The following is a 23,872-nucleotide window of genomic DNA, read 5'->3' on the forward strand; positions in this document are numbered from 1 at the left end:
TTGAAATCCCAAAAAATGCACACTTTTTCCGGTATACCCTTCAAAACCCTTGCACTAATTTCTGTGTTTATCAGCCTCTAACCTTTGATATATCAAGGTTTTAGGTTTATTCAGCAAACCCTAAATAGTTTCCCATTTACCGGAAAAGATACTTTCAGCGGATCGGGAAATGCGTTGTAAATCTTCTTTTAGCAGTGGTGGCCATTCAACTCCAGATTTAGATCCTGTAGCAAATAACTGCAAAGCTCTAATACCTAATTTATATAAAGCTAATGCTAGTTCTTTATCTAAGCTATGAGCATCTTTTAGAGCTTCAAACACAATTTTTAAGGCTAATAAAACAGAGGTAATTTGACCTGGTACTGGTGGTTTTCCTTGTTTGAGACGATTTAACAAAGCATCTGGGTTTTCTTCATTTGCTGTTTGGTCTATAAGTAACTTTCGCGCTATTTCGTAGTTCATAGGGGAAATAATTGATAATTGATAATTGATAATTGATAATTATCAATTATTTTAAATCTAGTAAACCTTCTTCTTTTAATTTAGGATGAAAACGCATTTGAGTTTTTAATCCTCTTGATTCTAAAACTGCTAAAATTTCTGATTCAATTCGCCGAGCTACATTTTTGATGATTTTACTTTTCGACGATTCATCAATTAGTGGATTTTGATAATTAGCTTTTTCTTCATCTGTCATTAATGCTTGAGTATTTATAGGATTAGTCCATTTTTCTTTGTTTTCTCCATTCCCTAAGGGAAGGCTACCATTTTCAACAATCCAAGTATTTTCAATCTTTTCTAAAATCGTGCGGTTAGGGCGTTCAATTGTGTGAACTTTTAACCAATAACATTTTTCTGGTTGACGGACTAAATGCTGCTTGCAACTAAGATAAACATCACGGGAATAACTAACGAATTGCAGAATTTTATCTTTGTCAAAAATAGCATAGACTCCTATTTTCCCCTGAAAATGTGCTGGTAATTCTCCATTTTCGTCAATGTAAGTGACATATTCTAAAGTATTTAAAGCTGGAATATCAATTTCTGTAGTCATCTTTATTAAATGTATGATTTACTAATTTAGTAAAGCAGCAAGTGTGCAAACAGTCAAGCATCAGGGAATTGGGAATTGGGGATAGTTTTAGAGGATGTTTTAAAGGTCTTGGTTGGCTTAAAAGCTAAGGAAAAATGCAAAAGAAATTCGGATTTACGCACAAGTTATGGAGGAATGAATTAGGGGTTGCTGAGAAAGTCTTTCCGTGAGGGCATAGGAGTCAGGAGTCAGGAGTCAGGAGTCAGGAGGAGATTTGAAAATTTCTTTGCCATCTCTTGAAATCCCAAAAAATGCACACTTTTTCCGGTATACCCTTCAAAACCCTTGCACTAATTTCTGTGTTTATCAGCCTCTAACCTTTGATATATCAAGGTTTTAGGTTTATTCAGCAAACCCGAATTACGTTCGCTGGAGGTGTTCTTCGCAGGGGTAGGAACGAAGGACAGGAAGGAAAGAGGGTTTGAGAGATATTTTGCGTAAGTTTTGGAAATAAAGAAAGGGTTTAGTATTGCTAAACCCCTACATTTGCTTTTTCTAAAAATTACCTTTCGGTTTTATTCTTCATCATAATCATCGTCTTCTTCTTCGTATTCTTCTTCTTCTTCTTCAACATCTGCAATCACTTCATCAGCAATTAAATCGTCGTCGTCATAAATAGGCCTGTCACCCCGTCTACTGCTGTAACTACTATCACTTAAGTCAGAAGAATCTAAGCTGTATAATTTAGCGGTGCGGTCGTCTAAAACCATATCCAGTGAATCATCTACTTCATCTAAAACCCCAGTACCTAAATCAGTACCATAGTCTTCAATGGTGGTGGTTTCTTCATAGGTGTTGTAACCAGTGCCAGCAGGAATCAATCGCCCAATGATTACATTTTCTTTCAAACCCCGTAACCAATCAGATTTACCTTCAATGGCTGCTTCAGTTAATACTCTGGTTGTTTCTTGGAAGGAGGCTGCTGAAATAAAGCTGTCAGTATTTAAGGATGCTTTGGTAATTCCTAACAATACTGGAGTATACTGCGCTTTTGCACCGCCTGTGATGGACATTGCTTCGTTTACTTGTTCTACTTGGCGCAATTCTACTAATTCACCCGGCAACATGGTGGTGTCTCCACCATCATCAATGCGGACTTTGTTCGTCATTTGCCGGACAATTACTTCAATGTGCTTATCTGCAATATCAATGCCTTGGGACTGGTACACCATTTGCACTTCATTTACTAAAAAGCTTTGTACTTTTTGTAAGGCATGACTAGCACAGGCATAGATTCCATCTTCTGAACCCAAACTAAAGAATATTTCTAATATCTCATGGGGGTTAGATGGTCCATCGGTTAAGGGTTGTCCAGCTTCTACATGAATACCATCGGGAACTATCAGATTTTGCCCCGGTCCAAGGGGATAATCGGTAACGCTACCACCGGCTTCTAAGATTTTAATAGCGTAAGCTTCTCTTCCTAATGCTTCGTCTCCATCTCCATAAACGACTTTTACTTCTCCTGGACGACGGCATAAAATACAAGCTTCTTTGGGTTTTCGAGCTTCTAATAATTCTTCAATTCTTGGCAAACCTTGGATGATATCTCCGGTTTTCGCTCGCTCAAACACTAACAAGACTAGGTTATCACCTCGTTGTACTAGTCCTCCATCTTCAATTTGCAATACTGCTCCGGGACTGACTCGGTAAGGACGACCAACGCGAATGGTAATGGTGTATGGTGATGGGTGATTGGTGATTGGTGATGGGTGATTGGTGATGGGTGATTGGGAACTGTCACCTTTACTGTCACTTGCTTTGATTGAAATTACTTGTCCTGATTCTGGTGCTAGTACCTCTGGGGCAATTTCTGTTCCTTCTACTAACAAATCACCTTTTTTCACTTTTGGTGCTGTGGTAGTTTCTACGGTGATCATGTCAGTTTCTCGCAGGACTAAACAACGACGCACTGCTTCTGTATCTCTCTTGACACCGCGTACTGTTCCTCCTTCTTTACACAATATCTGTGTTCTTGCTACTACTGCTCCTGGTGCTATGGTGATGCCATCTTCTACTTCTAGGGTAGTATGGGTACTGCCTTGGGTGGCATCTGCGGCAATATCTCGGCGAATTACTAAGGATTCTAAAATTACTAGTTGCAATCTTTGAATGTCGGCGTTTTCACTATCTGCTACTAGTTCAATGTCTGCTGCTAGGGGTGAAGTATGGTCTTGTTCTCCTTCTTGTTCAATTTCTAATACTAATTGGGTCCGCAGTAGTTCGACTCCTTCGACGGATTTTACTCGTTCTCCATCTTTGTAGGGTAAACGCTGTAATGCCCGTAGTTGAATGGATCTGCCTGTTTGTTGACTGATGGAGGTTGTGGAGGGTACGTCAGGGTGGGCTGGTACGTCAAATTCTATTACTGGACGACTTAGTAGGGCTGGTCCTTCGGGGGATTCCACATACTGAATATATCGCAGTTCTGTGGCTACTGTTCCCATAAATTCTTCACCGGGCTGGATAAAGGTGTTATCTATACCAATTACTGTTTCTGGATCATCGACCATTAACAGTTCACCAGGTTTGATGACTATTTCCCGCAAAATGTCGTTTTTCTGGGTAACTTCTATCACGCCGCTGGTTTGACAGAAAATGTCTTTGACTACTTCTGTGCCAGCTTCTACAAATTGCCCATCTTCTACTAACAATAAGGAAATATCTTTGTTTACTTCATGGCTTTCTTCTGGTATCCATAATAGGGTTCCTCCTGTTACTACTTCATAGCCTAATTTGGCTTTACCTTTTTTCTGAACTTCGATGCCGGCAAATTTTAAGAAGCCGCCTGTGGTGGTGCGATAACGGTCGTCAATTAATTCTGCTACTACTTGACCATTTTGGACTTTTGTTCCGGGGGTAGCACGGAGGTTAAAGGTTTGAGATTTGGTGATTGGTGATTGGGAAAAACTTTGATCCTTGTCCTGAGCGGTGTCGAAGGGCTCTCCCTCTTCCCCAGTCCCTAGTCCCCAGTCCCCAGTCCCTAGTCCTGTATGAATTAGGTAATTATTTTTCCCTTGGGAACTGTGAACTGTTACTGTTGCTTGATCTAATATTACGGAAGCGGTGATGATTTCAATTTCTCTGGTGGCTTTTCCGGGGATAGCTTCTGGCAGTCGCACTACTCCACCATGTACGGTGGTTAATTTGGTTTCTGCTAAAACTCCATTGGAGGCGATCGCATCTCCATTTTTTACTACTAATTCTGCTCCTGGTGGTAGGTTATACACTTCTCCAGATAAAATCCAAATTAATCCTCCTCTGGCTGCTGTGGTGGTAGTGTTACCTTGTCGGTCGGTTTTTTGTTCTGCTACTACGTCGGCAAATTGTACTTCTCCGGCTAGGTCGGTTGCTACGTCTTTAACGGCTTTTTCTGTGTTTGCTCTGGTGGTTTTACCGCCTAATGCTACTTCTGCTATTAATTGGGCAATTTTTACTTGTTGTCCCGGGTTAATATATAAGGTTGAACCTTGGGTAATGGAAATTTCTTGATTTTCTCTATCTCCCTTGGTTTCTAAAACCATGGTGCCGTTGGTTTCTGCATATAGGGCATCTTCTCCGTGACGGGTACGATAGGGACGGGTTTTTAATTTACGAGAAAATTTTACTGTACCTTCAACTTTTGCTCGCACTTGTTGGGCAACTTCTCCGGTAAATACTCCTCCGGTGTGGAATGTCCGCATGGTTAATTGCGTACCTGGTTCGCCAATACTTTGGGCGGCGATGATTCCTACTGCTTCTCCTAAGTCTACCATTTTGGCGTGTGCTAAACTCCAACCATAACAGTGTTGACATACTGAACGGGCTGCTTCACAGGTGAGGGGCGATCGCACTATAACTTCTTTGACTCCTGCCTCTTGAATTTCTGCTGCTAAGTCGTCAGAAATCGGAGTATTTCGTGGTGCCAGCATTTCTCCTGTGGTGGGATGAATTACGTCTTGAGCTACTACTCGCCCCATTAATCTTGTCCCAATGGGAATTAATACTTTAGCCCCATCTGTCATATCCCGTAGAGGAATACCTCTGGTGGTGCCACAGTCAAATTCTCTAATAATCACGTCTTGGGAAACGTCGACTAATCGCCGGGTGAGATATCCGGAGTCGGCGGTTCTTAATGCTGTATCAACTAATCCCTTTCTGGCTCCATAACTAGAAATAATATATTCTGTAACGGTTAATCCTTCTCGGAAGTTGGTTTTAATGGGTAAGTCAATAATTTCCCCTTGGGGGTCAGCCATTAGTCCCCGCATTCCTACTAATTGCCGTACTTGAGAGATGTTTCCTCTGGCTCCTGAGAATGCCATCATATATACGGAGTTGAGGGGGTTGGTTTTTTTGAAGTATGTCACTACTTCATCTTTGAGACTTTCGGAGGTTCCGTTCCAGGTATCAATTACTTTTTGGAAACGTTCAACTTCTGTGATTTCTCCTCGTTTAAATCTTTCTTCGGTGCTGAGAATTTCTGCTTCTGCTGCTTCTAGGAGGGATTTTTTAGAGGGGGGAACCATTAAATCATCAACACTGATGGAAACTCCGGCTTTGGTGGCATAACGAAAGCCTAAGTCTTTAAGTTTATCTGCCATTACTGCAGTCCGAGCCGTCCCGTAATGGGTAAATGACCATGCGATTAAGTTTCTCAGTTGACCTTTATTAACAACAAGGTTACGAAAAATCATTTTTTCAGTCATCTTAATAATTGATAATTGACAGTTGATAATTGACAGTTGATAATTGACAATTGACAATGGGGAATTGTCAATTGTTAATTGATTAACTTGCTAATGCTTCCTGAATCGCTTTGTTATAAATTACTCTTCCAGGAGTAGTGTAAATATATTGAGAAATTAAATTTCCTTGGGCATCCTCACGTACACGACGGAACTTATACAACAAAGTCCGGCTGCCATCTTCATTTTCTACAACTTCCTGCGGTTCATTATCCGGCTGTCCGGTTTCCATCTCTCCATCAAACCGCACGTAAATATAGGAATGTAGGTCTACTTGATCCTGCTGATAAGCCATAATCACATCATCTAAGGAAGCAAAGAAGCTGTTTTTACCTTTAGTAGCGTTGGGATTTTCTGCTGTCAGGTAATATGCTCCTAACACCATATCTTGGCTAGGGGTGACAATAGGTTTACCGGTTGCTGGGGAAAGAATGTTATTGGATGCCAACATTAATAACCGGGCTTCTGCTTGACTTTCCAAGGACAAAGGCACGTGAACTGCCATTTGGTCGCCATCAAAGTCGGCGTTAAATGCTGGACATACTAAGGGATGGAGTTGAATAGCTCTACCTTCTACTAAAATTGGTTCAAAAGCTTGAATCCCTAATCTGTGCAACGTAGGCGCTCGGTTTAACATCACCGGATGCCCTTCAATCACTTCTTCCAACACATCCCACACACTGGGGTCATTGCGAGAAATCAGCTTTTTCGCCGCTTTGATATTGTTGACCATCCCTGAACGAATCAACCGATTAATCACAAAGGGCTGGAACAGTTCAATAGCCATTTCCCTGGGTAGTCCACACTGGTGAATCTGCAACTTTGGACCTACTACAATCACAGAACGTCCAGAATAGTCCACCCGTTTACCTAACAAATTCTGCCGGAAACGTCCTTGCTTACCTTCGATAATGTCTGATAAAGATTTGAGAGGACGGTTATTTGCTCCTACTACTGTCCGCCCCCGGCGACCATTATCAATTAATGCGTCTACTGCTTCTTGCAACATCCGTTTTTCATTACGGACAATAATCTCCGGTGCCAGAATTTCCTGTAACCTCGCCAAGCGATTATTCCGATTAATCACCCGCCGATATAAATCATTTAAATCACTAGTAGCAAATCTTCCCCCATCCAACTGCACCATTGGGCGCAAATCCGGCGGAATCACCGGAATAGCTGACATTACCATCCACTCCGGCTTAGAACCAGTAGCAATAAAATTATCAATTACCCGCAATCGTTTAATTAACTTCGCCCGTTTTTGCCCCTTAGCGTTATTAATTTCTTCCCGCAGATTTTCCGCTTCCTGTTCCAAATTAATATCAGCCAACAATCGCAGCAGTGCCTCAGCCCCAATACCTACCTCTACCCCCACCAGTTGGGAATCTTCGCTATAAATTGCATCTTCAATTTCCAGCCATTGATCTTCAGTCAACAATTGTTTATAGGTGAGAGTATCTGCATTACCAGGAGCTAACACCACATAAGAATTGAAATAAACAATTTGCTCTACATCCCGCAGGGGCATATCCAGCAAAATGGCGATATAACTAGGAATGCCTTTGAGATACCACACATGGGCAACAGGAGCGGCTAGTTTAATAAAACCCATTCTGTGCCGTCGCACCCGTGACTCTGTTACCTCCACACCACAGCGTTCACAAACAATTCCTCTGTGACGCACTCGTTTATATTTACCACAATGACATTCCCAGTCCTTAGCCGGTCCAAAAATTCGTTCACAAAACAAACCATCCATTTCCGGTTTCAGAGTCCGGTAATTAATGGTTTCTGGTTTTGTTACCTCACCCACTACTTGACCATTAGGTAAGGTGCGTTCACCCCAAATACGGATACGTTCTGGTGAAGCTATACCGATTTTTACGTAGTCAAATTGATTAGATTGAATCGATCTCATAATTAATTGATAATTGATAATTGATAATTGATAATTAACAACCGATAAATTTCAATTGTTAATTATCCAATTCATCGCCAACAATTGTTATTCTTCCTCTTCCAAAGACTCACGGGAAAGTGACTCATAGGTAGGACGGGGAGGAGTACGGCGAGAACCTTGATCCGCCATTAAATCAACTTCCACATCCAAAGAACTACCATCTGCTTGGGTTTCTACCTTATGCACAGCAATATCCAAACCCAAAGATTGCAATTCTCGCATTAACACTTTGAAAGATTCAGGAGTACCTGGACGGGGAATAGCTTTACCCTTAACAATGGCGTTAAGTGCCTCATTTCTACCTTGCATATCATCAGATTTCACTGTTAACAATTCCTGCAAAGTATAAGCAGCGCCAAAAGCCTCTAAAGCCCACACTTCCATTTCTCCAAATCTTTGCCCACCTTGTTGAGCTTTTCCACCCAAAGGCTGTTGAGTAACGAGAGAATAAGGACCAGTAGACCGGGCGTGAATTTTATCATCCACCAAATGCACTAACTTGAGCATATAAGCTACACCCACCGTTACCGGACGGTCAAAAGGTTCGCCAGTGCGTCCGTCATAAACCATAATTTTCCCAGAGTCATTAGGGTTATATACCCAAGTTTTCCCTGTTTCATCCCTGGCTTCTTGCAACTTGCCATGCACAATGCGGCGGGAAGACTCTTCCCCATACATTTCATCAAAAGGAGTAATCTTAAACCGCACTCCCAAGTTTTGACCAGCCCAACCTAACAAACATTCAAACACCTGCCCCACATTCATCCGGCTAGGTACACCCAAAGGGTTCAGCACAATATCCACCGGTGAACCATCGGGCAAGTAAGGCATATCTTCTGCTGGCAGGATGCGGGAAATAATCCCCTTATTCCCATGTCTTCCTGCCATTTTGTCGCCAACTTGGATTTTGCGTTTTTGTGCTACATACACCCGCACTACCATATTTGCCCCTGGTGGCAACTCATCACCTTGTTCTCTGGTGAATAAACGCACATCTACCACCCGCCCTTTTTCTCCATTGGGAACTCTCAGGGAGTTATCGCGTACATCACGGGCTTTTTCTCCAAATATCGCCCGTAGCAGTTTTTCTTCTGGTGGTTGGTCTGATTCACCTTTAGGAGTCACTTTTCCCACTAGAATGTCACCAGATTCTACCCAAGCGCCAATTCTAATAATTCCCTGTTCATCTAATTGCCTGAGAGCATCTTCCCCCACGTTGGGAATTTCTCTGGTAATTTCCTCTGGTCCAAGTTTAGTTTGTCTGGCCTCAATTTCATATTTTTCAATGTGAATAGAGGTGTAAACATCATCCTGTACCAACCGTTCAGAAATCAAAATTGCGTCTTCGTAGTTATAGCCCTCCCAAGGCATATAAGCAACAACAATGTTTTGTCCTAGTGCTAGTTCTCCCCCTTCTGTAGAAGAACCATCTGCCAACACCTGTCCGGCTACCACTTTCTCGCCAATGCGAACCAGGGGTTTTTGGTTTAAACAGGTATCTTGGTTAGAACGTTGATATTTAGACAGGACATATTTAATTTCCTGGGGTTTAGAAACTGGGAAAGAGGAAGTTTCTTCGCTGTCACCTGTCACCTGTAACCTGTCACCTGTTCTCTCTCGGACTCTGACGCGAATTTCGTTAGCATCTGCATACACTACATCGCCATCGGTGCGAGAAACAATTACCATTCCAGAGTCTCTAGCAGCTTGAGCTTCTAAACCTGTTCCCACCAAAGGACGCTCTGGTTTCAGTAAAGGTACTGCTTGCCGTTGCATATTAGAACCCATCAATGCCCGGTTCGCGTCGTCGTGTTCCAAGAAAGGAATCATGCTGGTTGCTACGGAAACAATCTGCACTGGGGAAACTGCTACGTAGTCTACTTGTTCTGGTGTGGTGGTGGAAAATTCTTGGCGATAGCGTACCGGTACTTGGGGTCCAATGATGTGGCCATTTTCATCAACGGGAATGTCTCCTGGTGCTACCCGTAGATCGTCTTCTTCGTCTGCTGTCATGTAGACGGCGGCTTTTTCATAGCACACTCGTCCGTTTTCTACTGGTCTAAATGGTGTTTCTAAGAATCCATATTGGTTAACACGGGCATGGGTAGCCAATGAACCAATTAACCCTGCGTTTGGTCCTTCTGGGGTTTCGATGGGGCAGATACGTCCATAGTGGCTAGGGTGAATATCCCGTACAGCAAAGCCGGCTCTTTCTCTGGTTAAACCACCAGGACCTAAAGCACTGAGTCGGCGTTTATGGGTCAGTTCCGCTAGGGGGTTGGTTTGATCCATGAACTGACTCAGTTGGCTAGAACCAAAGAATTCTTTGATTGCTGCTACTAAGGGTTTGGGGTTAACTAGGGATGCTGGTGTTAAAACTTCAGCATCTGATACGGTCATCCGTTCCCGAATGATGCGCTCTAAACGGTTCAATCCTACTCTGACTTGGTTTTGCAAGAGTTCACCTACGCTTCTAACTCGGCGATTTCCAAGGTGATCAATGTCGTCAATACTACCAATGTCGTATTCTAGGTTGATCAGGTAATCGACTGCGGCTAGGATATCCCCAGGAGTGAGGACGCGCATGGTGTCGGGTACGGAAAGGCGAAGTTTTTTGTTGAGTTTGTATCTACCAACTCTGCCTAAGTCGTAACGTTTGGGGTCGAAGAAGCGGGAGTCTAAGAGTTGTTGTCCTCCTAAGACTGTGGGTGGTTCACCGGGACGTAGTTTGCGGTATAACTCCATCAGGGCTTCTTCTTCGGAAAACTGCCCTTCTTTTTCTATGGTTTTTTGGAAGTATTCTGGGTGGCGTAGGGCATCAAAGATTTCGTTGTCTGATAATCCTAATGCTTTGAGCAGTACCTGTGCTGATAGTTTGCGGGTTTTGTCGATGCGTACCCACACTAAATCGTTACGGTCTGTTTCAAATTTTAGCCATGCCCCCCGGTTGGGGATTAAACTGGCAGAATAGGTTCTTCTCCCGTTTTTGTCAATTTCTGATTTGTAATAAACTCCTGGCGATCGCACGATTTGGTTGACTATAACCCGTTCGGCTCCGTTAATAATAAACGTTCCCCGATCTGTCATTAAGGGCAAATCACCTATAAATACTTCTTGTTCTTTAATATCACCTGTTTCTTTGTTTAACAGTCTGGTAGGGACATACATTTGTACTGCATAGGTGCTGTCCCGACGTTTGGATTCTTCAACGCTATACTTAGGCTCTTTGAGTTTATAGTTCTGTCCGATAAAGTGCAGTTCTAGTTTTCCTGTGTAGTCTGTAATCGGACTAAATGAGTTCAACTCTTCTATTAGCCCTTCTTCTAAAAACCAGCGAAAGCTTGAACGCTGGATTTCAATCAAGTCTGGCAACAGAAAGGCTGGTTCCATGTATGTTTCGTTTGTCATGCCTCTACCTTTGTCAACCTGGTTAAACTTTCGCTTGGATCGAGCAGGGAAACCCTGCTGTGGTGTTCCGACTCTCACTTTGTGGGGAGCAAGTTGTTGAGTAACTTCTCCTGACGCTGCCAACTCTTTACTGTTTTGCAGTCATTAAATCTGTAATTGGTGTTTTTGACAAGTGGTTAAGCGCCTCTGAGTATCAGTAAGGATGGAAAAAGTCTGTGTGCTAAATCTTGAAACAAGATTAGATGGTCTATATCTTGCTGATTTTTCTTGGTTTTTCTCTCTCCAGTTCTTTCACACAGCCTGTTCATTAATTCCGCATCCATACTGTTGTATCTTTTAGGGACCTCATCTATACTCACAGTAAGAACCCAAAAACAATGAAGAATCCGCGAGTGTTGGCTGGGAATCAGGATGGATTTCTTTTGCTGTTTTTTTGTCACAAGGCTTTTAAGTCAAAAATTTAATAATTTTCTATATTTCAATACACAAAAATCCGCTGCTGTGTACAATTCCATATCAAACTAGGCTTCCAGGGTTTGTTATTTATTGAGAGCATCTGCTTGTAGAGATATTTTTAGATGTCCTTGAATTTTGTGTTGATCAACATTCACCACCATGTAATTGACTAGATATATTTTATACCTAGCATTTAACAGTAATTTTCAGCAGCTAGTTAAAAATTCCCTTCCTTTATCATTATGACGCAAGTAAAATGTTTTTGAGGGAATAATATTAGCACAGTTTTGTCCTCCGAAAGTCTGAATTTTGGTTTTTTATCAGTTTTCAGTTTTTCTGAATTTTGGCGACTGACTGATAGCTAATTTTATGTTATTGACAGTCCGAATAACCTACAAGCATTTGCAGTGGTTTGATGGGCGATCGCCTCTACTGTTTCTCCCCTAATTTTGGCTATTTGTTCAGCTACATAACCTACATAAGCTGGTTCGTTGCGTTTTTCGCCTCTTTTGGGTGTGGGTGCTAGAAATGGACAATCTGTTTCTATGAGCAAGCGATCGCTACTCACCATGGCCGCTGATGCTTGGATTGTTTTCGCGCTTTTAAAGGTGACAGTGCCACTGAAACTGATGTAAAAGCCCAAATACAGAAACCATTGAGTTTCTTCTGGTGTTCCTCCCCAACAGTGCATTACTCCCCGTACTTTTTCCCCTTGTGTTTCCCGCCATTTTTGCAGTATTTCTCTGACCTGTGGTGCGGCATCCCGACAATGGATGATCACTGGTAAGTTCAGTTCTGCGGCGATCGCTAATTGTGCCTCAAATACCTTGTACTGTTGTTCCTGGTTATTGGCCTTGTAAAAATCCAGCCCCATTTCCCCAATCGCTACTACTTGAGGATCAGCACTGGCTAGAGTTTTGATTTTCTCTGCTGTCTGATCCTGCCATTTATGTGCATCTAAAGGATGTAAACCCACTGCAAAGCTGATTTCAGGAAATTCCTGTGCCAATGCTTGAATGCTGGCAAACTCTTCTGGGTGAACACAGGAATGGACTAAACGCACTACTCCGGCTTGTTGCCAACGCGATCGCACTGCTGCTAAATCTGGTTGAAAAAGGTCAAAGTTCAGATGTACGTGGGTGTCTATTAATTGCATGATGGAGTCAGAAACCATTGATGGGGTTTGGTTAAGTCATTAATCTCTTAGTTCATGACTAATGACTAATGACTGATGACTAATGACTTCTATGCTGTTTGTGTCAGTGGTTTGAGTTTTTGTGCTAACCTTGATTTTTTTCTAGCTCCGTTGTTAGGATGCAGCACACCACGCTTGACAGCTTTGTCAATTTTGCTGTAAGCCTCTGACATCCGAGTATCTACTACCTGTTTTGATTCAGGAGTAGGATTAGCTGCATAGGCTTCCACCGCAGCCAAATATTTCTTCATCAGCGTCTTTACTGCTGATTTATATGCTTTGTTACGCAGTCGGTTGCGTTCTGCGATTTGGGCGCGTTTAAGTGCTGATTTTGTATTCGCCACAGTCAGTTCCAAAAAAACTATTAATTAATATGTACACACACTACTAGACTTACTAATATAGCACAAAATTTGCCAATGTTATAATTTCACAGAAAAATTTTCCGGTGGGATGTTAGGGCAGGAGGCAGGGGGCAGAAGGCAGGAGGCAGGAGGCAGAAGTTCAGGAGTCAGGAGTCAGGAGTCAGGATAAACAATCAATTTCCAGTGAAATATATGGGATTTTTGTATCTATATCTGTTTAGCTTCTGGTAATTCCCATTTTCTAACCTTTAAAACCATAACTGGCCACTTACGCTGCCGTCTCATTTATCGAAACAATCGGATCTCAAACCGCACTTCGTCCCGCTATGCTAACGCTTTTGAAGGGCAAAAGTTTTGGTAGCGGGTATAAATCAACCTGATAAAAACGGACTCCTGCCTCCTGCCTCCTGCCTCCTGCCTCCGAGTAGGAAAATAATAGGCCTGGATGTATATTCATGACGGGGAAATAGGTTAGAATAAGTTACCTATAAATAAATTAAATTGCCAACGCAACTACTCCCAGCATCTAACCTGCTTTTTAGTGAGTATAAAATCATTAAATTCTTATTATGCAAGTAAAATATCTGTAGCCATCCTGGGAGTATCAAAAGAATGCAGGTTAAGCTAGAGAAGAGAGTTAGGAAAAGCTTGATATCCTCAGGGTAAAAAGCCAGACTAATGATCAAACAGGAAAATTCTAATTTTGGCATTGTCCTTACTACTCCATGCTGCGAATTATTACTCAGCAGGCAGACGTTATATCCGAACTACAACGTATCTGCGATCGTACTCACGATGAACAGGTGCTTCACAAAGAAGCAACGGTACGTGAAGTGTTGCAAGCAGTCAAGCGCCAAGGCGACAAAGCTGTACTGCACTACACTGCCGAATTTGACCATCAAACCTTGCAACCAGAAGAACTGAGGGTGACAGGTTCAGAACTGGATGCAGCTTACCAACAGGTATCAAAGGATTTGTTGGCAGCTATTCAGCGGGCTTGTCGCCAAATTGAAGCGTTTCACCGTCAGCGAGTACCAAAAAGCTGGGTACACTTTGGCGATGATGAAGTGGTACTGGGTAAACGCTATACTCCTGTAGATCGGGCAGGTTTATACGTCCCTGGAGGTAGAGCTTCTTACCCCAGTACAGTGCTAATGAATGCGATACCAGCTAAAGTAGCAGGTGTACCGCGTATAGTGATGGTAACACCACCAGGAGCAGGTAAAGCAATCAATCCAGCAGTCTTGGTGGCTGCCCAAGAAGCTGGAGTAGAAGAAATTTATCGGATTGGTGGCGCTCAAGCGATCGCTGCTTTAGCCTACGGTACGGAAACAATTCCTAAAGTGAATGTCATTAGCGGACCAGGTAACATTTATGTCACCTTGGCCAAAAAACTAGTTTACGGCACTGTGGGCATTGATTCCTTAGCAGGACCGAGCGAAGTGCTAATTATTGCCGATGAAACGGCTAATCCTGCCCATGTTGCTGCGGATATGTTAGCTCAGGCAGAACATGATCCAATGGCGGCGGCGATTTTGTTAACCACAGATGCGGGTTTAGCGAAAAAAGTCCAGGCAGCAGTAGATAGACAACTGGTAGATCATCCCAGACGGATAGATACAGAAAAAGCGATCGCTCACTATGGGTTAATTGTTGTTGTCGAATCTTTAGAAGCAGCGGCAGAATTTTCCAATGAATTTGCACCTGAACATCTAGAATTGGAAGTTGAAGATCCTTGGACTTTAATTTCTCACATTCGTCATGCCGGGGCTATTTTCCTGGGTAATTCCACACCAGAAGCTGTAGGTGACTATTTAGCAGGTCCAAACCATACCTTACCTACTTCCGGTGCTGCTCGTTATGCTTCTGCCTTGGGTGTAGAAACTTTTCTTAAACACTCTAGTATTATCCAATACTCACCAACCGCACTGGAGAAAGTCGCCGGTGCAATTGAGACTTTAGCGAAAGCGGAAGGTTTGCCTTCCCATGCTGATTCAGTACGAAGGCGAGTACAGGAAGAAGAGTAATTGAGAACGCTTATTTTTTTACTGAGTGCGGTTGACGGCAGCTACTCCATAATTAAAAATAGAAAGTTTGTAATTTTAGCAAACTAAAGTTCACAAGAAAATCGCTCAAAGGCACGGAAGCCACTTGGCTGTCTTACAGTGGAGGAAGTGCCAACGGCGAATTTATTCGCCGCGAATATGATACGATTGGACTGCGAGTAGGAACAACCATCTACACGAAGAAGTATTTTGATCAGGAGAAACCCCTGATTTATCTCGTCTCGGCATTTGACCGCAGCCTGGGTAAACAAGCAAAGGCAAATATGGAGTGTAATACCGCCAAAATTTGATGGACTCGGAAAGCAAAAAAACATAAAAGTAAGCGCAATTGCAATACCTGTCGTACTGGTAGTTGTTTTGAGCGCGTAGGGGGATAATTGACTATCCCTTTTGAGCAAGTCTTAAAGAATCTGCGTGTCTTTAGACCGCAGAGTGTCAAATTAAGAAAATTGTTGGTGTTCAAACCAAGAAAATTCTTAATGTGACAATTTAAGGGGTCTACTTTTGAGGAGACAAAAGCGGTGTTAAAAACTATTTTAGTAGCTCTGGATGGTTCGGAAATTGCGGAACGAGTAATTGAAACTTTAGGTGATTTGGTGCTGTCCGCAAACACCAAAGTTGTTCTTTGTCATGTATTTCCCGCACCAGAGGCAGAAATAGAATTACCCGCTGATCGTCCTCATCCAGACTCACCAAAGTTGTCTTATTTCCAGATAGAAAAGCAGTTGCAATCCTACCAGGAAAAATTACCAGTTCAAAGCGAGTTAGAATTAGTAACTGGTGAACCTGCGGAGGAAATTATTAGACTGGCCAATATTTACAAAGCTGATCTGGTGGTTATTGGTAGTCGCGGGTTAACGGGGATGAATAGAATTGTTCAGGGTTCTGTTAGCACTCAGGTAATGGAAGAAGCGCATTGTTCAGTGTTGGTGGTGAAACCGGGGAAGTAATTTGTAGTTATTCATAATTCATAATTAAGAATGTAGTAGGGGTTTAGTAATGCTAAACCCTGATATTTTAATTTTTTAACCATTGATTGAGAGTAATTCCCAAAAACTGTTCTAATTGAGTCATACTATTAAGATGATTAATAATTGCATTTAATTCTTGATTTTGAGCATCCACTAAACTTTTTTCAAAATTAATAATATCCGTCATAGAAATATTACTACCTAACCGCATTCTTTCCTTAGCATTAATAACTCTAGCTTCTGCTAATTTTCGCGCTTCCTGTGCTAAGTTAATTTGCGTAAAAGTATCATTAACATTACGATTTCTCGTTTTCAATTCTTCATTAAGATTATCTTGAGTTTTTGCTAAAGTATAATTAGCACTTTGTAAATTAATCTCACTTTTAGCAACAGCATTATCTTGACTGAGATTACCAAACTCACGACTTAATGTTAAAGATGAACTGAGATTATTTGTATCTTGAGTATTACTAGCACTATTAAAACCATAACCAAAGTTTAATCTTAAATCTAATTGTTGTTGATTTTTTGCTTCGGTGATTCCAAATTTTGCATTTTCCACAGCATTAATAGCAGCGAGATAACCACTATTATTAGCTTTTGCTAATTCTAGCATTTCTGCAAAGGTAGGTAAATTTAAACTGGTAGGAGGTTGGGGTTTTTCTACTGCAACGAGTTTTTTATTAATGGGTAAATCTATAATTTTAACTAAATCTGAAATTGCTTGTTCTAAATTAGTTTGTGTATTTAATAAATTTACCTCTTGTTGAGCAATATCAGCTTGACGCTCAACTAAATCATTTTTAGGAATTCTCCCAAATTCAAACAAAGCTTGTAATCTGGCTAAATCTTTTTTAGCATTAGCGAAAGATAATTGTTCAATTTTCAATCTTTCCTGAGCTAACAACAAACTTCTATAACTAACTATTGTATTAGTAATTGTTTGAGAAATCGTATTTTTCAAATTTAAGACATTTGCATTTTCCGTCAATCTTGCTCTTTGAATACTCAGAGTATTTAACCCTGTACCAAAACCCCTTAATAGAGGTTGACTGAAATTAAAATTAAGATTTTGACTTAAAGTATTACTTTCCGAGGAAATATCTAAAGAGTTATTACGTAATAATTGATTTTGTCCTTGCCATGTTAAAGTAAGATTACCACCTGTAGGAATTTTCCAATTTAAACTAGCACTTAAATCGGCAGTTATATTATTATTGCTATTACTACCATTTTGGTTATTATTCATATTTAAAGATAGCTGAGGGGTAAAGGTTGGATTAAATTGAGATGCTGTTTCTGCTAATTGTTTTTGATCTAAGATCCGTTGTAGATAGGCAATTTTTAAATCTCGATTATTTTGTAAAGCTAAATAAACAGCATCAGCAAGCTTTAAAGGTAACTCCTGACTCGAATTATTTAAAAGTAATTGTAAATCAGGATTAGATTGTATTAATATTGGTTGATTAGGTAAGTTTTGACATTTTCCTAAACTGGGAAATAGGAAAATTAATAATAGTGATAAAGATGATGTTTTAAATAATAAATGTTTCATGTTCATGATCTAGATTATGGATCTTGGGTGGAGATAAAGAAATCCAAAAATATTAAAATATTATTGGGAGCGTAAAGCTTCAACGGGATCTAACTTACTCGCTCGCAGTGCGGGTAAAAAGCTAGAAATGATACCTACCATAATAGCAGCACCAAGAGAAACTAAAGGAGTTTGATACACAAATTGATAGGGTAAATTTAACAGAGTTACAGCAACAATAGTAATTCCTTGTACAGTTGCGATCGCAATTATTCCCCCTGTCATACTAATAAAAGTTGCTTCTAGTAAAAACTGAATTAAAATATGCTTTTGAGTTGCACCTATAGCGCGTCTTAAACCAATTTCCGAAGTACGTTCTACAACTGATGCTATAGTAATATTAGCAATTCCTACACCTCCAACAAATAAAGCAATACCACCGATCAGTAACAAAATAATAGTCACACCATTTAAAACTTTTTCTAGACTTTTCACATCTTCAATATTGCTAAATGCGTAAATCTCTAAATTAGGGAATCTTTTATTTAAAAGATTCAGTGCTTGATTTTGCAACTGTTCTATATTTTCCGAATCTTTGGGAGTAATGGTAATTCTCTCAAAAAAAGGACTTGATTTCAAAGATTGATAAACAGACAAAGGAATTAATATCAAACCTTGTTCTTCACTCCAAGAATTGGTTTTTCTGGTTTGGATAACACCTTGAATATAATAAGACTTATTTTGAAAATAAATCATTTTATCCAGAGGATTTTTACCTTTAAATAATTTTTGTGATAATAGTTGATCAATGACAACCACCGAGCGATTTTGTTGTAAATCATTACTGGTGAAAAACCTACCAGCAATTAATTTTCTTCCCGAAATAGGTAAATATTCTGGTGTTACTGCTTGACTTTCTACATTTATTTTTTGATTTCCGAAGAAAATAGCATCATTCCCAGCATTTTGCACAGGAGCAATATATTTCCAACCGGATAACCTGGTTTTTAACCATTCCAAATCTTGGTTTTGATATTTTTCTTGTTGATAAGTGATTGAATTATAAGGTGAATCAATAGAAATTTGCGGAGATTCCATTTTTTGTAATTGTGTTTTTAAATATATTCTCCCAATATCACTTACTTGTAATGTTCCACTCACAGCAAATACCCCCATAAACACACCTAAACTGCTCAAGAAAGAGCGTAAGGGGTTACTGCGTAAAGAGTTAAATGTTAAGGATAATAAATCATTGATGTTCATTGGTGTAAATATGTTAAATTCATTAGATATCACTACATTTTGATCATGACATGATCACCCTCATTTAAGGGAGTTTCTAAACTAGGAATCAAAACTTCATCACCGGGTTTTAAACCGGATTTAACTTCTATATTTTCTAAACCTTGTAACCCAGTTTTGATAATTCTTTTAAAAGCTTTACCTTGTTTGTCTCGCATCCAAACAAAGGTTTCTGAATCATTTTGTTGAATAACCTCACTAGGAATAACTACAACGTTATTTCGTTGAGAGATAATCAAAGCAACTGTTACCAGAGTTCCCGGAACAATATTTCTATTAATTTGATCTAAACGCACAATTGCTGTAACTTTAACATTATCTGTACCTTGATTATTATTTTGGCTATCTCCAGCTAATAAAGATATTTGTTGAACCTTACCGGTTAATTTTTGAGACTGAAAACCAACAATACTAACTTCTGCTTGTTGTCTAAGTTTAACCTTTGTTGCGTCTAAAGGAGATAATTTTAATTCTACAACTTGTTGACTAGGATCACCAATTAATAAAATATCTCCTTTACTTTCAATCACATCACCTACTTTTGCTTGCAAATTGAGAATAACACCATCCATAGGAGAAGTGATAACTGTCTTGCGTAATTCTTCAACGATTTTCTGACGTTGTATTTTCAGTTTATCTATTTCTCTTAATGTTTGATCTACTGCTAATTTTGCTTGGTTGAGTTCTTGTTGCGCTTGTTCAATTTTAGATTTAGCTTCTTTTAATTTTTGTTGTGGTTCAGATTTGTTATTTCTGACATCTTGCCAAAAACTTTGTAATTCTAACTTCTGTTGTTCTAAATCTAAGTTACTTAAAGATAATTCATCTTTTGCATTAATTACATCAGTTTCTGTTTGGGCAACTTTTTTTTCTTGTTCTTTTAGTTCTGTTTCGGAAATGAATCCTTTAGCAAAAAGTTGTTTATTTTCTTCTAATTTAACTTTTGCTTCCTTTAAATTATTTTCTTGAGTAGTTAATGATTGTTGTTTTTTAGTTACTTCTAATTGACGTTTTTGAATTTCGCGGACTTTTTCATCTTTTTTGCGATTAATATCATTAATATAGGTATTTTGAATATTTCTGTATTCTTGTTGAGTTTCTAATAATTTATTGTAGGCTTTTTTGAAAGATGATTGTTTATCCTGGAGTTGTAATTGTTTATCTTTTAAATCTGACGCAAATTCTTGTAATTTAATTTGTGATTCTGTATCTCGCAGACGAATTAATGTTTGTCCTTTTTTAACGTTATCTCCCAGTTTGACTAAGACTTGTTCAACTGTTCCCGTTATCGGAGATTTGATATTTCTTTGATTATCTAATTTTAATATGCAACTTTCCCCGGTAATTTTATCTTCTACGGTGTCTTGAGTGACTGTCACCATTCTCACGGGTATGGTTTGGGTGTTGGTTTTGATGAAGAAAGCAAAAATTAACCATCCTGTAAAGGTAATAATTGTTAAACCTGCGGAAATGGTTAATAATTTAAAACCTGGTGGAAGTTTAAGGTTTTTCATTATTTTTTATGTATAAAAATAGTAAAAGTAGAGGCGTTTTATGTAACGTCTCTACAAGAATGTATCATAATTTGTAGGTTGGGTTTACCGTGGGAAAACTCAACAGCAATTAATATTTGTTAGTTTGTTGGGTTTCGTTCCTCAACCCAACCTACTTTTAACTAATTCTTAGTAATAACAACAGCATTATTCCTGCGAGATATGTTAAACCAAATATCACATTGATTGCTATATGTACTTCTAGTGACTCTATAACCTACAGGTGCCTGAGAGCCACATATTGTCATTCCTGATACTGGCGTTTTTACTACAGAAGCATTAGGAGTAAAAGAGATATCCCATGACCAAGATGGTCTACAGCTTTGACTATAAAAATAACCAGTGACTACTTTACCAGAAGGAGCTTTAGTTCCACAGACAGGAGAGGACGCTGTGACCTGTGCTTGTACAGGAATCTTTGCAAATAATTGTGCTGATATGCTACCTAGCACTAATACCGGAAAAAATTTACTAGCTTTTACAGAAAGATGGATCAGGTTTAAAAATTTCATGCCACAATTCCTTATGTTAATTGCACAATATTTTGCATATACGCAGATACGCTGTTGTACAGTATTGCTTATTTGTAAAAGAAAACACTAGTATTTGCTTTGTAATTTTCCCAACCTAAAATCATCTCATCTTCATAAAAATCACAGATTTATGAAATTAAAGTGAAATGAAACAAAGGCTATAAATTAGATAATCAAGTAAAATAAGTTACGAATAAACAGCATCTACTATCATAAGTACGAAGCTGTGAATAATTAGTAAATATTAGGGTTGAGAGGGATTTTGCATCAGGAGGAAAACAAGTATCGCTTTTAACATTATCGCGCTATATTAACGTAAAATTATAAATAATCGCAACCCATTAGTAATTAACCGTAAAAATACTGAAAAGTTGACTAAACTCTATGATATTAAAGTGAGTCATAAGATATTTTGATGTTTAACTCAGATAACCAGAAGAATTTAGTCCCCTACTACATATCCTAACGGACTAGCGTCTTGACGTGAGCATAAAAATGTATCGTGATTTTTCGGTGAGGTTCTTTACTTCCTATCTCTTCTTCCTCAAACAGCTTACACATCACAAAACATCTAATTTGTCAATACCCAAAACTATAACCAGCAAATAACAACATTAAAAATACTCAACGCTCTTGTCAGGAAAACTGGATAATTTGCTCAGATTTTTTTCAGATGTTCAGTTATGAGAGTTCTGAAATAGTTACTGGGTAAAGGTTTGAAATTCCCTGCTGTAAACGCCGTATTAAAAATAGGTACAATAAGGCAAATTACAAATTCTCCTAAATCATAGCAGATCGCTAAAAGTATTGCAATACCGTTGATAAATAAAAATAATTCTCAATTAATTATTAAGAAAATATAAAGGAGGAAATTTTGGAAGTTATGAAATACTAAACTATTTTTAGTTTTAAATAACTGAAACTTATCTAAAAACCAAGAGCGATCGCATCGCATGGAATAGATATGTATTTTGAATAAGTTCATCAAAAAGAAATTATTCGCTTTTAATTATATCCGATAATCAAAATTGTAATTGCTAACGGAGTGAGTCAGATAGCGTTTGACTCACCCCACAAAAAACTTCTCCTTTAACTCTCTGCGACTCTGCGCCTCTGCGTGAACATAAAAAACTTTCTTACCCCTTTTTACCCCGCAAAAACTCCCGTAAACTCAGTAAAGATACAGTCTGACCCAAATTCAAAGGTAAAATTGACACACCTTCCAAACGAGACTGGACCCAACCTTCCCCCCAGTACCACTCATGAAAACCATCAATACCCCCACTCAGTAACAAGCGCAAACAATTATTTTTCGCTACATCTACATGATGATGAATTTTCACAGGTCCAGTGGAAGTAGTAAAATCAAAACCCGAAGTTAACTTTTCTGGCATTCCCGGAGAAAAACTTTGACCTGGTAGCCATTTTTCCAGTTGTGCAGGAATTAATAAACTATCGTGAATAGCATCAGCGGATGCTTCAATTTCAATTCGCAGTTGGCTTTGTTGAAAAGTACCTAGCATGGTGATTGGTAATTGGTAATTGGTAATTGGTAATTGGTAATTGGGAAGAAAAAATAAACTGTTGCCTTTTGCCTTTTGCCTCTTGCCTTCTTACTGTCACCTGTCACCTGTCACCTGTTCCCTGTTCCCTGAAAAACTTACAATATATAAAGTCATCTTGTTAAAAATTGTAAAAGTTTTCATGGCAGATAAATTAATACGGGCTACAGCAGCGGATGGGGGTATTCGAGCGGTGGGAGTGATTACCACACGCTTAACAGAGGAGGCACGAGTACGCCATAAGCTTTCCTATGTAGCTACAGCAGCACTGGGAAGAACAATGTCAGCAGGTTTACTGATGGCTTCTAGTATGAAGCGTCCAGGCTCTAGGGTCAATGTCCGGGTCAGGGGTGATGGTCCTTTGGGTGGTATATTGGTAGATGCCGGGTTAGATGGGACAGTCAGGGGCTATGTAGGAAATCCATCTGTAGAATTGCCTCCCAATGCTAAAGGTAAGTTAGATGTGGGGGGTGCTGTAGGTAGTGGTTATCTCTATGTAGTTCGAGATATCGGCTATGGATATCCTTACTCTAGTACAGTAGAACTTGTTTCGGGAGAAATTGGTGATGATGTGGCTCATTACCTGGTAAATTCAGAACAAACTCCTTCGGCTTTGGTTGTGGGTGTGTTTGTAGGAGCAGAAGGAGTGACTGCGGCAGGAGGGATATTAATCCAAGTTTTGCCTAAAGCTGCTAGAGATGAAGCTTTAGTCACAACCCTGGAATCACGAGTATCTGCTTTATCAGGGTTTACACCGTTGATGCAAGCTGGGAAGACGTTAACAGAGATTTTTCATGATTTGCTGGGAGATATGGATCTGAAGATTTTTCCAGAAAGTCAAATGTTGCGCTTCCACTGTGGTTGCTCTTTTGATCGGGTGTTGGGAGCTTTGAAAATGCTAGGAGCAGCAGAACTGCAAGATATGATTCTCAAAGACGATGGTGCGGAAGCTACTTGTGATTTTTGTGGCAATGTTTATCAAGCAAATGGTGATAATCTAGCACAATTAATAGTTGATTTACAAAGGGAAACTTCTGTTTCAGAATAAGTGTGAAATACTACTAAAGCCCAAACATATAAATGGTATTTGTGGAGGAAGATAAAAAATGAAAAAAATAGCTTTTTAATGATGAGAAAGAAAGTT

The 23,872-nt window shown here is 39.6% G+C and carries 15 protein-coding genes; 3 read left to right on the forward strand and 12 right to left on the reverse strand.

The annotated features are described in order from the left end of the window. Nucleotides 1-120 precede the first annotated feature (120 nt). The 7 genes from FFR48_RS02410 to rpsT all read right to left on the reverse strand — a co-directional run bounded on the left by FFR48_RS02410 (nt 121) and on the right by rpsT (nt 13,186). Nucleotides 121-462, reverse strand: a complete 342-nt coding sequence (locus FFR48_RS02410; protein WP_096566765.1) for a Dethiobiotin synthetase — start codon at nt 460-462, stop codon at nt 121-123. A gap of 46 nt (nt 463-508) precedes the next feature. Next, a complete protein-coding gene (locus FFR48_RS02415) occupies nt 509-1,054 on the reverse strand; it encodes a GIY-YIG nuclease family protein (protein WP_137666248.1) in 546 nt (181 codons plus the stop codon). Between the two features lie 554 nt (nt 1,055-1,608). After that, nucleotides 1,609-5,781 carry a DNA-directed RNA polymerase subunit beta' gene (locus FFR48_RS02420; RefSeq protein ID WP_137666249.1) on the reverse strand — a complete coding sequence of 1,391 codons (4,173 nt, stop codon included), beginning with the start codon at nt 5,779-5,781 and terminating at the stop codon, nt 1,609-1,611. An 82-nt stretch (nt 5,782-5,863) separates the two neighbouring features. Next, nucleotides 5,864-7,741 carry a DNA-directed RNA polymerase subunit gamma gene (locus FFR48_RS02425; RefSeq protein WP_137666250.1) on the reverse strand — a complete coding sequence of 626 codons (1,878 nt, stop codon included), beginning with the start codon at nt 7,739-7,741 and terminating at the stop codon, nt 5,864-5,866. Between the two features lie 87 nt (nt 7,742-7,828). After that, on the reverse strand, nt 7,829-11,191 hold the full coding sequence (gene rpoB / locus FFR48_RS02430; protein WP_137666251.1) for a DNA-directed RNA polymerase subunit beta: 3,363 nt from the start codon (nt 11,189-11,191) through the stop codon (nt 7,829-7,831). 823 nt (nt 11,192-12,014) lie between these two features. Then, complete coding sequence (locus FFR48_RS02435; RefSeq protein ID WP_137666269.1) at nt 12,015-12,803, reverse strand: TatD family hydrolase; 789 nt, start codon at nt 12,801-12,803, stop codon at nt 12,015-12,017. An 89-nt stretch (nt 12,804-12,892) separates the two neighbouring features. Continuing rightward, nucleotides 12,893-13,186 carry a 30S ribosomal protein S20 gene (gene rpsT / locus FFR48_RS02440; protein ID WP_096566773.1) on the reverse strand — a complete coding sequence of 98 codons (294 nt, stop codon included), beginning with the start codon at nt 13,184-13,186 and terminating at the stop codon, nt 12,893-12,895. Nucleotides 13,187-13,932: 746 nt separating this feature from the next. On the opposite strand from rpsT, the gene hisD reads away from it, so the two are divergent. Both hisD and FFR48_RS02450 read left to right on the forward strand, forming a co-directional pair. Beyond that, nucleotides 13,933-15,234, forward strand: a complete 1,302-nt coding sequence (gene hisD / locus FFR48_RS02445; RefSeq protein WP_096566775.1) for a histidinol dehydrogenase — start codon at nt 13,933-13,935, stop codon at nt 15,232-15,234. A 560-nt stretch (nt 15,235-15,794) separates the two neighbouring features. Then, a complete protein-coding gene (locus FFR48_RS02450; protein WP_137666252.1) occupies nt 15,795-16,223 on the forward strand; it encodes a universal stress protein in 429 nt (142 codons plus the stop codon). A 67-nt stretch (nt 16,224-16,290) separates the two neighbouring features. Here FFR48_RS02450 and FFR48_RS02455 read toward each other — a convergent pair whose 3' ends face one another. The 5 genes from FFR48_RS02455 to FFR48_RS02475 form a co-directional block, all read right to left on the reverse strand. Next, on the reverse strand, nt 16,291-17,805 hold the full coding sequence (locus FFR48_RS02455) for a TolC family protein (RefSeq protein WP_137666253.1): 1,515 nt from the start codon (nt 17,803-17,805) through the stop codon (nt 16,291-16,293). Between the two features lie 54 nt (nt 17,806-17,859). After that, complete coding sequence (locus tag FFR48_RS02460) at nt 17,860-19,041, reverse strand: ABC transporter permease (RefSeq protein WP_137666254.1); 1,182 nt, start codon at nt 19,039-19,041, stop codon at nt 17,860-17,862. Nucleotides 19,042-19,073: 32 nt separating this feature from the next. Further along, complete coding sequence (locus FFR48_RS02465) at nt 19,074-20,594, reverse strand: efflux RND transporter periplasmic adaptor subunit (protein WP_137666255.1); 1,521 nt, start codon at nt 20,592-20,594, stop codon at nt 19,074-19,076. A gap of 161 nt (nt 20,595-20,755) precedes the next feature. After that, nucleotides 20,756-21,145: a hypothetical protein gene (locus FFR48_RS02470; RefSeq protein ID WP_137666256.1), complete on the reverse strand. Its 390-nt coding sequence runs from the start codon at nt 21,143-21,145 to the stop codon at nt 20,756-20,758. Between the two features lie 1,157 nt (nt 21,146-22,302). Then, nucleotides 22,303-22,689 carry a hypothetical protein gene (locus FFR48_RS02475; protein ID WP_137666257.1) on the reverse strand — a complete coding sequence of 129 codons (387 nt, stop codon included), beginning with the start codon at nt 22,687-22,689 and terminating at the stop codon, nt 22,303-22,305. Nucleotides 22,690-22,870: 181 nt separating this feature from the next. Here FFR48_RS02475 and hslO point away from each other — a divergent pair, with 181 nt between their 5' ends. Beyond that, nucleotides 22,871-23,776 (forward strand): Hsp33 family molecular chaperone HslO, encoded by a 906-nt coding sequence (hslO, locus tag FFR48_RS02480; protein ID WP_096566784.1) that lies wholly within the window; start codon nt 22,871-22,873, stop codon nt 23,774-23,776. Nucleotides 23,777-23,872 lie beyond the last annotated feature (96 nt).

It is taken from the genome of Sphaerospermopsis reniformis (genome assembly GCF_005402885.1).
In the GTDB taxonomy this organism is placed as follows: Bacteria; Cyanobacteriota; Cyanobacteriia; order Cyanobacteriales; family Nostocaceae; genus Sphaerospermopsis; species Sphaerospermopsis kisseleviana.

Bases quoted from the DNA above. Each gene is read 5' to 3' on its own strand.
- FFR48_RS02410 (WP_096566765.1), bottom strand. From the start codon at position 462: ATGAACTACGAAATAGCGCGAAAGTTACTTATAGACCAAACAGCAAAT.
- FFR48_RS02415 (WP_137666248.1), bottom strand. From the start codon at position 1,054: ATGACTACAGAAATTGATATTCCAGCTTTAAATACTTTAGAATATGTC.
- FFR48_RS02420 (WP_137666249.1), bottom strand. From the start codon at position 5,781: ATGACTGAAAAAATGATTTTTCGTAACCTTGTTGTTAATAAAGGTCAA.
- FFR48_RS02425 (WP_137666250.1), bottom strand. From the start codon at position 7,741: ATGAGATCGATTCAATCTAATCAATTTGACTACGTAAAAATCGGTATA.
- rpoB (WP_137666251.1), bottom strand. From the start codon at position 11,191: ATGACAAACGAAACATACATGGAACCAGCCTTTCTGTTGCCAGACTTG.
- FFR48_RS02435 (WP_137666269.1), bottom strand. From the start codon at position 12,803: ATGCAATTAATAGACACCCACGTACATCTGAACTTTGACCTTTTTCAA.
- hisD (WP_096566775.1), top strand. From the start codon at position 13,933: ATGCTGCGAATTATTACTCAGCAGGCAGACGTTATATCCGAACTACAA.
- FFR48_RS02455 (WP_137666253.1), bottom strand. From the start codon at position 17,805: ATGAACATGAAACATTTATTATTTAAAACATCATCTTTATCACTATTA.
- FFR48_RS02460 (WP_137666254.1), bottom strand. From the start codon at position 19,041: ATGAACATCAATGATTTATTATCCTTAACATTTAACTCTTTACGCAGT.
- FFR48_RS02465 (WP_137666255.1), bottom strand. From the start codon at position 20,594: ATGAAAAACCTTAAACTTCCACCAGGTTTTAAATTATTAACCATTTCC.
- FFR48_RS02470 (WP_137666256.1), bottom strand. From the start codon at position 21,145: ATGAAATTTTTAAACCTGATCCATCTTTCTGTAAAAGCTAGTAAATTT.
- FFR48_RS02475 (WP_137666257.1), bottom strand. From the start codon at position 22,689: ATGCTAGGTACTTTTCAACAAAGCCAACTGCGAATTGAAATTGAAGCA.
- hslO (WP_096566784.1), top strand. From the start codon at position 22,871: ATGGCAGATAAATTAATACGGGCTACAGCAGCGGATGGGGGTATTCGA.